This is a genomic window from Candidatus Pedobacter colombiensis (assembly GCA_029202485.1).
Taxonomy (GTDB): Bacteria; Bacteroidota; Bacteroidia; order Sphingobacteriales; family Sphingobacteriaceae; genus Pedobacter; species Pedobacter colombiensis.
This window is the reverse complement of the sequence record CP119313.1, coordinates 1,157,916-1,172,976: the sequence shown is the minus strand read 5'-3', so window position 1 is coordinate 1,172,976 and position 15,061 is coordinate 1,157,916. Positions and strand designations below refer to the sequence as shown.

Here is a 15,061-nt window from a genome sequence, read left to right as displayed (position 1 = left end):
ACTAGCGCGATTGAATCTGATTGTTTCGCAACAATACTTTCTCTCCAGCCTTCAGGCTTACCTTAACCCGCCTGAGTTTTTTGGAAAGCAGTCCCTTCGCCGCATCAATACCCGCTCCAGCCACCTGAGTCACCAAACTCTGGTCAAAACTGCCCAACCCTATGGAGCTGGAAGCATCAATCGTCCCTCCATTCAAAGCATCAGTTAACATGGCCTCCGGTGCATTTAAACCCTCCATACCATCCAGACTATATACAGATAAACTCGTCGGTACAATCGAATTACCCAACCGGATATTCTTAATGTCAATCAGCACCCGCTGATTAGTTACCCGGCAAACCCCAAACACCCGATGCCCTTTAGGGATCAACTGCCCCTTGAGCCAGACACTATCCAGTAAAGAAAGCTCAATACTCGCCCCATGCACGATCCTCTTCTTGGTCACGATGACCGCCGGAACTGCCCTAAACAAACTATCCGAATTAATCACCCGAGAACCAGACTGAGCAACCCGTTCTTTAACCAACTCCGGATGTTGGATGTCAATGATCTGCTGCAACATACCACCCAATTGCTGCATTTCAGGATCCTGCTCTTTTTGTCCCTGCATGGACTTCATCAGCATTTCCAGCCTGTCAACGTCACTTTTCATATTCACCGACTGGACCTGCGTATACCTGTCCTTAATAGCTGGAGAACTTGCAGGTTTAGCCAGTTCCTGGTTCAAAGCCGCTAATCTTTCATTAATCCGCTCCGCTTGTGGATCAACACCACGGCTAGACAAATCAATCCTGTTTTCGACAAGACTGCTGCGAAATTTAGCCGTATCCTTCCCCGCCAATTCATAAAAGCCCAGCTTAGTAACCGGATCCACTTTCGCCAGTTTGGCATCAGGTAAACTCGCATTGATCCCCTGTGGCACCTCTTCCTTTTCCGAACTGAACTTATCCTTCGCCCCAAAAAACACCACATAGGCCAATAAGGGGAAAAACACCAGTAAGGGCAGAACCAGCAGGAACCGGTTTTTCCTTTTATCTTTTAAAGTTGTTTCCATAAAAATTGATAAATTATAAATGATTAATAAATTGACATGATCAGCAAACGGATCAGATAAACAGACCAGACCAGGCAGAACACCACCAAAGCAATCAACCTGACTTCTGCGGACACATTTTTTACCCGGTCATTCAGGTAATCTGCCCATTTCCTTTGCCTGCGTTTTACCGCCAGAGCAATCCGATCCGACAATAAAAACACTGATTGCCGGCTAGCCTTTCCAAGCCTTTTTTTAAATAAGCCCATAGCCTAAGGATTTACAGCAACATCCCTATTCTCCAGAATCTCCCAGCGCTGGATCAGAAAACCATGTGGGTTATCATCACTTTGCTGCTGCAATACCCGAACCCTGCCCCTGGTCACCAGCTTACGGAAGGCAGAACCACTGGTACGAACCAGTTTCTGCCTTGCAAAGCAGGTAAAGGCATAAGGATCGCTATCTACATCCAGTTTGACGCTATCCACCTCGATCTGCTGGGAAATATTCGCGGAAATCAGGTTATTATAAAAACCTTGCTCCCTGAGGTTATCGTAAGCCCGCTTGGCACTCTCATCCGCCAGATACAGCGCTTTACCTATTGTTGCCGCAATCGCCTTATCATCCGGGCTAAGTGTAAAAAAATACTGGTGAAAAGTCTTGATGTGATCGCGCAGCTCCACGGGTAAATTCCCCTTCCTCTCGGAAGCAAAAGCCTGCAAGACCTTGCCATTGTACAGGATATACACCCGCTGGGCTTGCTCCCTGCTAACCCGGGCAAACAGAAAGAGCCCGAAGCACACAATCAGTACATTCCCCAGCAGGAACAGGTAACTGAAGCTTTTAATGTGCTTAAAAGCCGTATCTATATTTTTAAATTGTGTGAACATAAAATGAATTTTAAATGGTTACCTACCGGAAACTTTATCCTTGAAATAATCTGAGCCTGCAGCTTCTGCCATGCCACTGGACAAATTCCTCCTGGCATCATCAAAGCGGTCAACGATCATCCCTGCCCCCTCTTTTGCGCCGGAGTAACTCTGATTACCTACTCGCTGTGCCATCATACTACCGCCAGAAACCATCGTATTTACCTTTGTTAAAATCGAATTTCCGCCACCAGCATGGATCACATAATTGGCTACAGTTGGCACGCAGCAGTAGCCAGCAATACCAATAATCATAAAAATTAAATACGCTAAATCCGTGCTGGAAAAGAACGTATCACCCTGATTGGCCACTTCCGCAATGTCCAGCCTTAACATATTCTGCTGGATTTTCCCCAGAATTGCACCGAAGATATTGGCAATCGGCAACCACAAAAAGATATTGATGTACCTGGCAATCCAGACCGAAAGGGTATGCTGTAAACCATCAAACACCGCAAATCCCAATACCAAAGGTCCAAGCACAGCCAGCACAATCAGAAAGAAAACCCGAAGTGTATTGATACAAAGTGCCGCCGCCTGGTATAAGATCTCCAGAAACTCACTCATAAACTGCTTGAAAGAATGCCGCATTTTATAATCCTGACGATCCGCCCAGAATTTGATATCATTCCCGATACCCTCCAGCAAGCCCTCATCCGAACCATCTGGATCCTTAGGATGCGTATACTTATACCATTCGGCACGATTTCCATCCCCATCCACGCCAACATACAATTTATACTTGACCGACTTTTTCAACTCCCGCTCCTTTTGTGCCAGCAAAGCCTTAATCGCCTTATCTGAATCCCTCACCATACCCTGTGTCCCCGCTATAGTCACCTGCAATACCCCATTGAACACGCCCATAACCGCCGGAAAAAGTACAATTGCCATTCCCAATGCGAAGGGACGCATCAAAGGATAAAAGTCAATGGGCTCCGCCGCCGCCAACTGCCGCCAGACCCGATTAGCGATATACCATAAAGCCCCAAACCCAGCGATCGCCCTGCCAGCCCCGATCAGCCCACTGCAAAGGGGCAACATCTCGGTATGAACCCTGTCCAGCACACCCTGCAATCCGGCAATCTGTCCGGCCAAGCCGTCCTGAGCGCTAGCCAGTCTGGGAACAACCAATGCAAAAACAAAAACCCCGAAAAATAACCTAAACCGATTTCTCATATCACCTCCCTTAATCCAGACCATAAAAATCCCGAACCGATTCGATCTCCAAACGTTGTTTATCCCGCTGCTGGTTCAGGATCAATCCCCGCTCATTGAAATAGCGCAGAAACATCAGCTTATCCTGGGTAGAAGCAAAGATCCGGTCAATCGCCTGCAAGCGCTCCTGATCATTCATCCGCAACTTACTCGAAGTGATCACCATCGCCAGCTCGTCCAGATTATCTATACTCTGATCAAACAGCTGTTTGTACACCCTACCCAGATATTCCAGTTCCCCGACACCAAAATTCCCTGACCGCTGGAACCGCTGGTATGCCCGTTTATATTCTTTTACCAATGCTTTCTGATAATCGATGATATCCACCACCCTGCGGTATTTCTTCACTTCAGAGCTCACCAGCATAAGCCCGTCCAGAAAGAATTCATGCAATGAAAAATTCCCCTGGGAAATATTTTTAATGGTATTGTAGCCACCCATCACAATGGTGTATCCTTTTTTCATATCAGCAAGGATATTCTTTAGCTGGCTTAACTTTTCCACATTCAACAAGAGCTGCTGAACTTCTGTACTTTGCGCCCGGGCAGAAAAGCCAAGGCAAAATACCAGCGGCAATAGTGCCGCGAATAACATGCTATTCCTCTTTTTCATAAAGCTTTTTTAAATAGTTAATTGATTGTTCCTCCCTGATTCCCCCGGCTATCAGCAGTTTAACCTGCGTGGAGAAATCCAAAGCGAAACTGTATTTGTCCAGTATCGAGCGGTAAATCTTATCGAGCCTTTCCAGCCGATTCGCATCATTCATTTCCACTTTACCGGCAGTAACCACCAGCAGCAATTCCTCAAGGTCTTTAAAGCATTCATCCAGTAAATGGGCTTTCACCTCCAGCACATATAACTGAGAAGAAAGCGGCAACTTGTCCTTATCCCTGATATTAAAGGCTCGCGAAATACCCAGCTGACAGGCAATGATCTCAGCCACTTTAGTATTACTACGCACAAATGGACTCACCTTTTTTAGCGAAGAAATAAAAGTATTGTGCAGGCCAAACTCCCCGCTTTTAATATCCCTGACCGTCTGCAATCCCGATCCTACCAGCTCATAGCCTTTTTTAGCATAGCCCAGGTAAACCTGCAATGCCGCAATTTGTTCCAGCAGATACCGTTTCTGCGTTTTCTTCTGGTTAAAGAACTCCCCAAAAGTTTGCGCGGATAAAGAAGCGGGAAAAACACAAGCCAATACTAAAGCCAAGCCCGGCGCCCATACCTTATTCATTGATCCCATAAATTTCTTTTAATACAGCTACCTCATCCAGTGATTTAGCCCGCTGGATGGAAGTCTGGATATTTCCAGAATTGAACTTTTTTAAAGCCCCGTAATTCTCATCCATCTGATTAGCCGCCGTAGCAATCAGCTCCAGTCTCGCCGCATCACTCATCTGGGTCTTAAAAGAATTAACCACCAGAAAAATCTGATCCAGGTTCTTGATACTCTCGTCCAGAATTCCTGAATACACCTTCTCCATATACTCCAGTTCCGCTACCGAGAAATGCTTGTCCTTTTTGAACAGCCCCCAGGCCCATTTGTACTCATCCACAATCGCCACCTGTTTTTGAGCCAGGTCTTTGATCCGCCTGAAATACGTTAAATAAGACTTAATTTCCCAAAGCTCATTGTAATAGCCCTGGTACAACTCCTTCTGCCTACCCGTCCAATCCGCAATCTCCCCAAGCTTCAGCTTCGACAACTGGTTTTCCAATACCTTCTGCGCATTCTGCAGCCAGATCGTCTGATTCTGTAAACGCTGGATTTTCAGATCCACCGCCTTAATGACTTTTTTTACGCCCGCCTTAATAACCTCCACAACCGCGATCTGCGCCGTCGCCCCTTTGGGGACGGCCACCATCAGCGTCATGGTACTCAAGGGTAGAATGACCATATACTGTTTCATAACTTTTGTTATTTTCTTTTTTAAAAAGCCAAGGCATGGCCATACCCTGGCTGGGTTAGAGATATGCATATCCAAAAAATTAATGGTTTACTACTTGATTTTTTTATACACTCGGTTACTTACCCTAAGCAGTCCTGAGTCCGGGAAAAAGCTAAGCACCTTGCCATACCGGCTTTCGTTGATCACACCTGCCTCCGCATCATACAGCCCGCTCCAGGTTTCCATTTCATACTCCCGCAGCCCCGACTTTCCATCCACCATACGGTTAAAACCTGTCCGGCGGGTGATCTGGTAATGAATTCCCTCCAGCTGCCGGATCATCAGTGTATCATCAGCCACACTGTAACTTCCCTCGGAATGGTTCACATACATCCCCGGAATAAAATTCTCCGTCCTTTTCGGCTGGCAGCCAAAGCAAAACAGCAGGGCCAGCAATAAATAAATACTTGTTTTCATAATTTAAACAATTGATAGGTTTAGATTTAATTATTTAAGCTTACCAGCCCTGACATCCTTCGCCAGCATCGCAATACCTTTCTGAATGGAACCATAACGCGCTGTATACTCCTGCACCAATACTTTTTCCTTTTCTTCGGTTGTATAACAGTAATACTCCTCCAGCGATACCTCTGTCCGGTACACCTTTGAATGACTACCCAGAATAAAAGTCACCTCCTTATATCGACGCTTGGGATCATTGGCCTTATTCATCGACAGAATCAAAGCCTTATCCTTATCGGTCAATCCCAGCATTTCCTGTATCTGGTCAAACTTATTCTGATACTTACTCTGATCCAGCAGAATCTTACAATCCGAATTGTTAATGATTGCGTTCTTGACTACAGGCGAAGAGATCACATCCTCAATCTCCTGAGTAACCACCATCGGCTCCCCAAAGAACTTCCGCATGGTTTTAAACAGATACTGCACATATTCCGCAGTACCTTGCTTCGCAATTGCTTTCCAGGCTTCTTCAATCAATACCAGCTTGCGAACCCCTTTAAGTTTCCGCATTTTGGAAAGCGTCAGTTCCATAATCACCAAAGTCACTACCGGAAATAAAATCGGGTGATCCTTCACCTCGTCCAATTCGAATACAATAAACCGCTCATTCAGCATGTCCAGATTCTCCGTCGCATTCAACAGGTAATCAAACTCTCCACCCCGGTAATAAGGATTCAGCACATACATGAAATTCCCCACATCAAAATCCTTCTCCTTCACCTTGCCATCTTCCAGTACCTGTAAATACTCCGACAACAGGAACTCATAAAAGCTATTGAAACAAGGAAAAACATCCGGCCGCCTGCCCAAGTGGGCATAAAACAGCTTCAGCGCATTGGATATCGCTACATACTCCGAGCGGGAATAAGGCTCATCATCCTTCTTCCATAAAGCCAGCAGCAAGTTCTTGATACTCTCCTTCTTTTCCGTATCCAGTACATCACCTGAAGCCAGGTAAAAAGGATTGAAACTAATCGGGTCATTTTCCGAGTAGCGGAAGTAATAACCACCCACCAACTCACAAAGCCCCTGGTAAGAATTGCCGATATCTACGATGATCGCATGTGCACCCTGCTCATAATACGAGCGCACCAAATGGTTACAGAAGAAACTCTTGCCTGAACCACTACCAGCGCACACAAACTTTGACCTGTTGGACGTCCAGCCCAGTCGAACCGGCTCGTCCGAAATGTCTACATGAACCGGTCTCCCGGTCAGCCTGTCCCCCATGCGGATACCAAAAGGGCTTAAGGAAGACTTGTAATTGGTCTCCATGTTAAAAAAGCAGGTCGCCTGTTCTAAAAAAGTATCAAAAGTATCGTTCATTGGAAAGTCCGCCTCATTCCCAGGCAAGCCCGCAAACCAGATCTGCGCCGCCCCTTCAGTCTCCTGCTTGGTTACTGCATCTATTGCTGCCATAGCTGTACTCACCAGGTTCTTCAGTTCCTTAGCCTTAACTCCATCAGCTGACCAGGCCAGGACATTAAAATGTGCTTTTACCGGCAACCGAAGCGAGGCCACCGCCTCGTTCAGGAAATCATTGCAAGCATCCCGGGAAACTGCGTTCTCCCTTGAATAACCCGAAAGCGATTGTAAACGCAGTTTCTTGGCTTCCAGCTTTTTGATCGTCTCCTGGCTATCCCCGATAAACACATACTGGTTAAAAATGTGGTTACAGTTCAGTAGTGCTCCTAAAGGGCTGGCAAAGCCCAAACTGAATTTCGTACGGTCAGTGGAATACTTTTCATAATTGATCCTGCTGCCACACAAGCCTGGCAAGTCCTCCGCATCAGCAAGCGTATACAATTCCAGCTGCTTATCTCCCACACGCAGGCCATCCCGAACCTGGATGTCTGAGATCACCGGCAGCTGATCCTTACCCAGCAAAAAACAATAGCGTTCCAGAATACCGGCCTGATTCGCAGTCCCGGCCAGTTCATCATCCCAAAGCCGTTCCAGTGACAGAAAACCGCTGTCACGCAGGATACTTTCAAATGCGCTTGCCGCATCCAGAAACTGCTGATGCAAAACCGGATCTATGGTCTGCGCAGGTACAATCGTCCTTCGCCTGATGTTAGAATAAACAGAACTGGATAGCTTCCTGCCTTCTGGTTTTTTAGTCAGAAAAATAAAGCATTCGTGCTCCAGGTATGGGCGCTCATTAAAAAAAAACTCACTGGATCGGGATAAAAAACTGGTCTCCTGATCAGCAAGCCCAGCGTAATCCGCCTGATAGCTACTTTCCAGAAACCAATCCTGCTTATGAAAGACTGAAAAAGCAGGCAAGCAGCGGATCGCTTTGATCCAGGCCTGGTGATAAGCCTCATACTCCCGATCCGAAAGCGTAAACAGTTCCGGCAGGTTTACTCTATAAGCCAAAGTCACATCCCCCTGGAAAGAAAGCAAACAACCATTTTCCACCTTATACACCGGCAACAATTTTAAGGCTTCCTGTTTCATGGCCCGGTAGCTTTAGCATCATTCCTACTCACATACTTTAAACCCGTAAATACCCGGCGGGAACGGAAGACCACAGCTGAAGGCAATCCATACTTTGCAAAAAGCTTCATCAACCCATGCTCCCCGAACTTGTGACTCAGCCTGGTCAGCACATAGACCAAGCCACTACCCACCATCAATGCCAAGGGTAACAGTACATATAAACTAAGCCCTGATAGATAACCACCAACAAAGCCCAATAAAAGCAGCACCATTCCCACAGCCAGAAAAGCAATGTACTGTGCCTTTAAGCCCTTAAAGACCACTGGGCGTCCTACCCCTTTATTGATCTGATATACACTTGCCATACTATACTCCGAAAAAAGATTCAATAATCGCTACGACCACCACCAGAAAAATCAGCGAACCAAACCATGCCGCCGCCAGTTTATTGGTATCCGGTTCCCCGGCATTCCACTTGTTGTAGACCTTAATGGCCCCCACGATGCCCATTACCGCACCAATGGCATACATCAGCTTGGCACCGGCCGAAAAATAACGCTGGATCTGAGACGTGGCCTGATTGATCCCGGCCACCCCATCCTGTGCCAAGAGCGTTAATGGCAACAGACAAAGCATGTTAAAACAGCAGATCGCAAAGCCCAACAGCAACACCTTTGCCAGCACACGCTTAGGATCAGAATTGAAATGAAAATTCATAAAAAGGATTTAAAAATGAACACGTAAACAGCAAAAAACTAATCCCAGAGGTCTTCCAGTTCCGCACTGGAAATGGCAAAGGGTGCATGATCCCGGATAAAGGCATTTAACCCTGCAATACCCGGATGGGAACTGATCTTAGGATACTTCTCCCGGACAAGCTTCATCAGCCCCATAAAATCCTGCTTGGTGCCATCCTCCTTCGCCAGTATTCCGAACACCTCCTTGATCTCCTCCAGCACATCAGGAATCAGCCCCAACTGATCATCCCGGTCCAAAAGACCCTGGCCACCAGCAGCACTGGCACCCTCAACAGAATCCGCAAACCGCAATTCATCCGAACGGATCAGTTCCATACCTTCCGGCAATTTCACCTTGCCCATCAATTCTGCTTCATCGAAATCTTCCTGCCCCATAACCACCCCGGAACCTCTGCCGGGTAATGCCGCTCTGAGTTTAGTCCGCGCCTTTGCTTCCGATCCCGCTCTTGCTCTCGAACCACCAGTTCCCCCCAGCTGGAGACCAAGACCGCGCCTGCGATTAAACCATAGAAAAACACCCGCATACCAGACCAGACTCAGCAAGACCGCCGCGATTAAAAACTGCTGCATAGTAAATGGAAATAACATAACCTTTAGCTTTAACCCGGAAGCACCATTACCACCGGGATTTGATAAAGCAAAGTTTGGCAGCCGGCAAAAAAAGAATTAACACGCTGGTACAACAGTGTTAAAAATTTTTGGAGAACATTCCTAAAAACGTACTCCAAACACATTTAATCCTCATTAAAAGATTTACTTAATTTAATCCCGCGGTTAGGTTTATATTGCAAGTCCTCATCGATCCGCTGATGGATCGCCTCCCGCATCTTATCCAAAAGCTTGGTCGGACTAGCTGTATTGCGGCGACGCAGATCAATAAACTTCCGGTGCACACTGCCCATGGAGATCCCCAGGCTTTCCTCCAGCCATTTGTAAATATCAGTCACCTCCGCATTGCCATTGTTAAACTGCCCCGCATAATACAGCCCATAAGCCAGCTCCGCCACATTCACCTTATTACCAGTCCATTTTAAACCATGCGTATAGGTTTTAGCAAGCTCTCCAATAGGTCCAGGATCAAGCTTCAACCGCAGCTCCAAAATCAACTGATCATACGCCATAAAACGTGCAAAAATATAGGTACAAGGCGGCATAGCCCCACCAAAGAATTCCGGACTTTCTGGTAAAAACAAATGATCTACCTTACGTCCTTTAATGAACAGCAAAGCATCCAAGCCCACCATTCCCCGAAAATAGTATTCATATAAAAAAGCATGCTGGGAAAGATAATCCCCCATTACCTTCAAAGTAACTTTATAAAACCGACGTTCCGAACGAACACTTTTAGGACAGCAATCCACTAACCTAAAAACCTCCGTTTCATAAATAAAAAGGGCATAAAATTTAACAAGCCAAACCCTATTGAGCACCATTTCCTCTTCTTCAGGAATAGGCACAACCGACTCCAGCTTAACCATCAACTCATCCAAAGCCACCCGGATTACTGAATGACAACGGGTTACCCTGTTTACCGGATCAGTGGCTTTGCACCTGATCTCCACCAACTCCGCATCCAGATCTTCATAGCGTTCTTTAAAAAATAATACTGTCATAGGAATAGATTTAAAGGCAACAACATTGTCACCGAAACAAAAATCTATCTCTTACTACGAAATGTAAATACCACGATAGTGGGGATTATGACCTTAACTGTTATCGCACAATATAGGGAGTCGGCTAATATTGCTCACAATACTGAGGATCAAGAACTTTATGATTTCTAAACAATATTTACTTTCAATTTCATAGGAAATTGAATAATTCAAACGTAAAGGTTAAATTGAGAAAATGAGATTTCCACAAAGAATTTTTTATATTAATTTGCAATTAATACAGGAATCTCACTACCTGACAAGCCATTTAAATCAATAGAATTTTTGGCAAAATCAAAAGAGAATTTAATATTTTTACCAGAGCCTATAGACTGATAAAATGCTGTTGCAAAAAGTATTGCCATATCATCGGGAACTGAATTATTCATACAAACTATATGGTCAATGAATTTGCCGATTTCTTTAGATTGTTCTATTGAATGACAAGAATTAAGAAATATGCATTTTATATCTTCTGAGAACAACTTAAAAAGTTCAGCAAGCGGTTTATTTCTAACAATTGTCGCATTATCAAGTTCATTTAAGAGTGCTATACCGTCACAAGATCCATGTCCGCAAAAATGTATAAATTGAGGAGATTCGTTCAACAACTGATCTTGCAAATCTCTTACATCAGTTGTAAGCACTTTAATTAATTTAAAATCATCCCGAAGCCTAGAACGCATCAGTTCATACTCTATAGCCTTTAACTCGTTCTTTAGTCTTAAATGATCCTGATTACGAGGGTTTGCAGCAGTAAAAAGAATTTTTATCTGATTTTTAACACGTTTATCTGCAAGTTCTTTAGGAGTTTTGACAAGATAAAAGCCATTTTCATCAATTTTATTCAAGACCTCTACAGCCAGTTCTGACACTTCCACATTAGTACTCACCCGCGTTTCCGGTTGATCACCTACTGATTCATCCTTAATTTTGGTCACTGCATATTGCAAACTTTCAACCCTTCCCAATAAATCTTCGTCATTTACTGAGACTATCTTTTTCATTTCTAATAAGGCTGCAACTATAAACTGATTATGTATCATGGCATAAATATCTTCGTACTGTTTGCGTACGTAAGTTATTAAGCTATTTGTAAGACTTTTTGATAAGGCAACGTTGAATGTTATATCATATTCCTTTTTAAAGTAAAATGATTGTTTGACTCTCCCCTTTTCTTTTTTACTTAAAAAATTAATAAAATTAACATGATTTGCTCGCTCTGGCGATGAGAATTTATTAAAATTTAACTGAGACAAAATTCCCAGTTCTTCTTGTATTTCTGATTTAATATGAAAATGTTGGCGCTCAGCACTGGGCAAAACTAAATCACATAGCATGATAACGGTGTCTGAAGCAAACCCACTAATAATCTTCGTTAAAAGATCACTTGGAATATTTGAGTTAAAATTATTTCTGTTCCCATCAGCAGGTATAAAAAAATTTGCATATTCAGAATGAAACCCATGCCCGGCAAAATAAATGACAAGTTGATCCTTTTCATCCAGCAGTTTATCAAAATTCTGCAGATGACTCATAATATTTATTTTGGTAGCATTTTTATTAAAAAGCGAATAGGTATTTTTAGGCTTAATGTTATAATCCTTCGAAAAAATTCTGATCAGATGTCTCGCTTCTTTTGAACAATAAGTAAGTCTTTCTTCCTCTTCGTACCTATCAATTCCTACTACAAAAAGATAAGTATCTCCATCAGAATTATTGTCGAATTTTTCCAGTGACTGGAAAACAACACTATGATTAACTTTAGCAATTCTGGTGTCTGACTTCTTACTATCCATTTCTAATTTATTTTATTTACTTTTTTTACGGTATTTCTCTTCTGAATAACAAAAACAAGCTAATCCACCATGGCGTCATAAATTGCTTTAGCTACTTTCGCATCATTTAAATACCCTTCAATTCCGTGTCGATTGTTTGTTGCATTCTTTACATGATTGCTATTTAAAATTGAAGGCTCAATGTTAAAATTGTGCTTATCCAACGAATTTAATGCTACATAATCCCGCTCATCGTAAGCATTGTACCATCCATTTTTTACACAAAGTGGCATAGATAGAGGTGTCGTCAGTCTTGACTTAACTGCTTTAACTCCCAAGGGGGATCCAATGGTAATGTATTTATTTACCTTTAGGTTGGAATTGGCTTGTAACACATTATATCCAACAACAGATCCTAATGAATGTCCCACTACTACACAGGGCTCATCATCAAAAGCCGTTAAAATAAAATCATTAATCCTTCGTTTAATTGCAGCATTAGTTAAATAAATAAAAACATCATAAGTAAACTTCTGAAGCGTAAATTTCCCTATCCTATCGCAACTATCCAATGTTTGTAAAATAGCCTGTACCCAAGCCCAGTTAAGTGCCCCCTTTTCTCTATGGTCTTCATGATAATTTACGTTTATGTCCTCAAGAGTCAAACCTGCATTATCAGCCAGTTCTGTTATAAATTCATAAAAATAAATTAATTCCTTTTCCGGGATATCTCCCTTGGCAATGACTCCAGCCAATTCCGTGGGATCAGTTACTTCTTTAATCAGACCATCCAAAAGATCCCCGTAAAATGGAAATACAACATTCACATTTTCAGGAATTTGCAAATCAGCCAAGCCAAATCCCTTTTTCAAAGTATCAATCCACAGCTTTTTAAGCATCGATGGGTCTTGCCCTTGTTGGTCACGACCATGTATTAATATTAGATTCATAGTTATCTATTTTTATAAATCGATTCATAAAATGCGGTACCTTCTTCAGTAAAAGTAGTCCATAATCCAGGCAAACGATATCTGCTTAAAAAAAGCAGATTTGGGTCATATCTCATTGGATCAATGGAGAGATATGACCAGCCCTGATTAAGCAATGGACAAAAAGGTGCTGCAATCTCATTGATCTGAACTTTTCTATTTTGACCTGAGTATTCATATAACATTGCCACATCAAAAAGAACTGGTTCTGCTTCTCTATCCATAAAGCTAAATACAGATGCTATCCCCTCCATATTTCCTGCTTGCGCATACGCATAAGCACTATACAAGCCTAGCGTAGGATCAAATTCTTTGTATTGCCTTAAGTAACTGGCTGAATTCAAAATGTAAGGAAAATCGTTAGAAATTTTAAATATACCACTAGTACATTCTGCCGCAATCATAGCCCTTCTTGTCTCTATATCAATCAAATTACGTTCATAGTTAGAAAATTTTCTATTTGTTCTACTGGGATGATAATTCACATTAAGTAATACACCATTCTCAAATACAAGAGTCCCGATAAATCCTGGCAAAATCGCCAGAGGTACACTCTTACCATCTAAGAGTTTCAATAAAAACCCCTTCTTTGCGACTGGGCTAGTAAGTATTTCTATTTGAATGGCACCATTTTCACGAAAAATATAACAATCATCACCATAGGTATTTTCTAAAAAGTATTCTATACCAACCACAGTAAATCCAGTATGAATACGATTACTATTTAATCCATTTGCATCAACAATCAGTTTAACAATTTCATTTTGTTTTTCCTGCTCAGAATCAATTCGATGGTATTCCTGATTGCCATTTTCTTCTTGTTTACCGATATCTAAATCAAGTTCACCAATCTCATAATTTAGATTTGGTAGTGCCATTTCCATCGCCATCTCTTCACCATCCCATACGAGTATCCTCGATGGAGGTGTTTTAAATTTTGACAAATGCTTCGGTGTAATCGATGTTACTTCAGAGTCTGGAAATTGAGACAACCTGATACTTACTGCCTCAGCAGCCAGAGGCACAGATTTCCGCAAATACTGCTTAAGCTCCTGAGATAAAACTGCATTATATTCAACATTTTTCTCTACAATTTTCTTCAGTACGTCTGGTACTCTACCGTAAAGAGCCTCCAGTAAACATCTTGTATATACACCTTTATAATTCCGAAGTGACTCCTCTATTGGCAGTTCATAGGCTGGATCTCCGGGCTTAGTTGCGTAAAACATATCTATATCGGTATCCTGATCAGATTGAGGTACATTTGGAAATATAACCGAACCAAACATCTCACTAATAAGTGAATTTTTGGGCAAAGATCTACAAGCGTCCGAAATAAATACTATATGTGGAATTCCACTCTTTCTGGCTATCAACCTAGAAGGTTGTACGTTCACTGCTTCATTGAGATCACCAGGAGCTTCAGAAAGTAGCCATTGTTCATCCATAGCACTTTTTAATATACCATGACCCGAAAAAAATACAATCATTACATCATAAATTTTTTCATCAACAAATTTCCTTATTGCGTCTTTGATATCACGTACAGTTACATTTTTATTATGATCTGTTAATAAAACTGTATCATACGCCTGAGATTCTGCCCATAAAGCAAAATCATTAGCGCCTTTTGCCGCAGCATTAAGTTCTGGTAATATCCCTGTTCGGTCAACTCCTATTACTACAGCACATTTTTTCATAATTGAAAGCGTAATTATTTATATTTTGGTAAAACCCAATATCGTAATTTTAGATTAAACAAACCAAATTATCACTTAAGATTTCGTCCTTCATATAATATTGAATATCACACCCTCACATGGCCTTTACCGAAAACGTCCAGT

Annotated in this window: 16 protein-coding genes; all 16 read right to left on the bottom strand. The window is 42.6% G+C overall.

The features are described from left to right. Window position 1 precedes the first annotated feature (1 nt). The 16 genes from traM to P0Y49_04635 all read right to left on the bottom strand — a co-directional run bounded on the left by traM (window position 2) and on the right by P0Y49_04635 (window position 14,917). Complete coding sequence (gene traM, locus P0Y49_04710; protein ID WEK20438.1) at window positions 2-1,054, bottom strand: conjugative transposon protein TraM; 1,053 nt, start codon at window positions 1,052-1,054, stop codon at window positions 2-4. A 23-nt stretch (window positions 1,055-1,077) separates the two neighbouring features. After that, complete coding sequence (locus P0Y49_04705) at window positions 1,078-1,302, bottom strand: hypothetical protein (protein ID WEK20437.1); 225 nt, start codon at window positions 1,300-1,302, stop codon at window positions 1,078-1,080. Window positions 1,303-1,305: 3 nt separating this feature from the next. Then, window positions 1,306-1,923 carry a conjugative transposon protein TraK gene (gene traK / locus P0Y49_04700; GenBank protein ID WEK20436.1) on the bottom strand — a complete coding sequence of 206 codons (618 nt, stop codon included), beginning with the start codon at window positions 1,921-1,923 and terminating at the stop codon, window positions 1,306-1,308. Between the two features lie 18 nt (window positions 1,924-1,941). Further along, window positions 1,942-3,141, bottom strand: a complete 1,200-nt coding sequence (gene traJ, locus P0Y49_04695) for a conjugative transposon protein TraJ (GenBank protein ID WEK20435.1) — start codon at window positions 3,139-3,141, stop codon at window positions 1,942-1,944. A gap of 10 nt (window positions 3,142-3,151) precedes the next feature. Beyond that, window positions 3,152-3,793, bottom strand: coding sequence for a TerB family tellurite resistance protein (locus tag P0Y49_04690; GenBank protein ID WEK20434.1), 642 nt, complete (start codon window positions 3,791-3,793; stop codon window positions 3,152-3,154). Next, window positions 3,777-4,427, bottom strand: coding sequence for a hypothetical protein (locus P0Y49_04685; protein ID WEK20433.1), 651 nt, complete (start codon window positions 4,425-4,427; stop codon window positions 3,777-3,779). Before P0Y49_04685 ends, P0Y49_04690 begins: the two co-directional genes overlap by 17 nt. After that, complete coding sequence (locus tag P0Y49_04680) at window positions 4,411-5,163, bottom strand: conjugal transfer protein TraI (GenBank protein WEK20432.1); 753 nt, start codon at window positions 5,161-5,163, stop codon at window positions 4,411-4,413. Before P0Y49_04680 ends, P0Y49_04685 begins: the two co-directional genes overlap by 17 nt. A gap of 21 nt (window positions 5,164-5,184) precedes the next feature. Continuing rightward, window positions 5,185-5,460, bottom strand: a complete 276-nt coding sequence (locus P0Y49_04675; protein WEK20431.1) for a hypothetical protein — start codon at window positions 5,458-5,460, stop codon at window positions 5,185-5,187. 120 nt (window positions 5,461-5,580) lie between these two features. Then, window positions 5,581-8,058: a TraG family conjugative transposon ATPase gene (locus tag P0Y49_04670; GenBank protein ID WEK20430.1), complete on the bottom strand. Its 2,478-nt coding sequence runs from the start codon at window positions 8,056-8,058 to the stop codon at window positions 5,581-5,583. Beyond that, the gene (locus tag P0Y49_04665; GenBank protein ID WEK20429.1) at window positions 8,055-8,405 is read right to left on the bottom strand and encodes a DUF4133 domain-containing protein; all 351 of its coding nucleotides are present in this window, start codon (window positions 8,403-8,405) and stop codon (window positions 8,055-8,057) included. Before P0Y49_04665 ends, P0Y49_04670 begins: the two co-directional genes overlap by 4 nt. A gap of 1 nt (window position 8,406) precedes the next feature. After that, complete coding sequence (locus P0Y49_04660; protein ID WEK21773.1) at window positions 8,407-8,676, bottom strand: DUF4134 domain-containing protein; 270 nt, start codon at window positions 8,674-8,676, stop codon at window positions 8,407-8,409. Window positions 8,677-8,795: 119 nt separating this feature from the next. Next, entirely contained in the window at window positions 8,796-9,386 is a 591-nt protein-coding gene (locus P0Y49_04655; protein ID WEK20428.1) for a hypothetical protein, read from the bottom strand. Between the two features lie 146 nt (window positions 9,387-9,532). After that, entirely contained in the window at window positions 9,533-10,411 is an 879-nt protein-coding gene (locus P0Y49_04650) for an RteC domain-containing protein (protein WEK20427.1), read from the bottom strand. Between the two features lie 263 nt (window positions 10,412-10,674). Beyond that, entirely contained in the window at window positions 10,675-12,249 is a 1,575-nt protein-coding gene (locus P0Y49_04645) for a caspase family protein (GenBank protein ID WEK20426.1), read from the bottom strand. A 59-nt stretch (window positions 12,250-12,308) separates the two neighbouring features. Continuing rightward, window positions 12,309-13,178: a hypothetical protein gene (locus P0Y49_04640; protein ID WEK20425.1), complete on the bottom strand. Its 870-nt coding sequence runs from the start codon at window positions 13,176-13,178 to the stop codon at window positions 12,309-12,311. A gap of 2 nt (window positions 13,179-13,180) precedes the next feature. Then, window positions 13,181-14,917: a caspase family protein gene (locus P0Y49_04635; protein WEK20424.1), complete on the bottom strand. Its 1,737-nt coding sequence runs from the start codon at window positions 14,915-14,917 to the stop codon at window positions 13,181-13,183. Window positions 14,918-15,061: the final 144 nt, after the last annotated feature.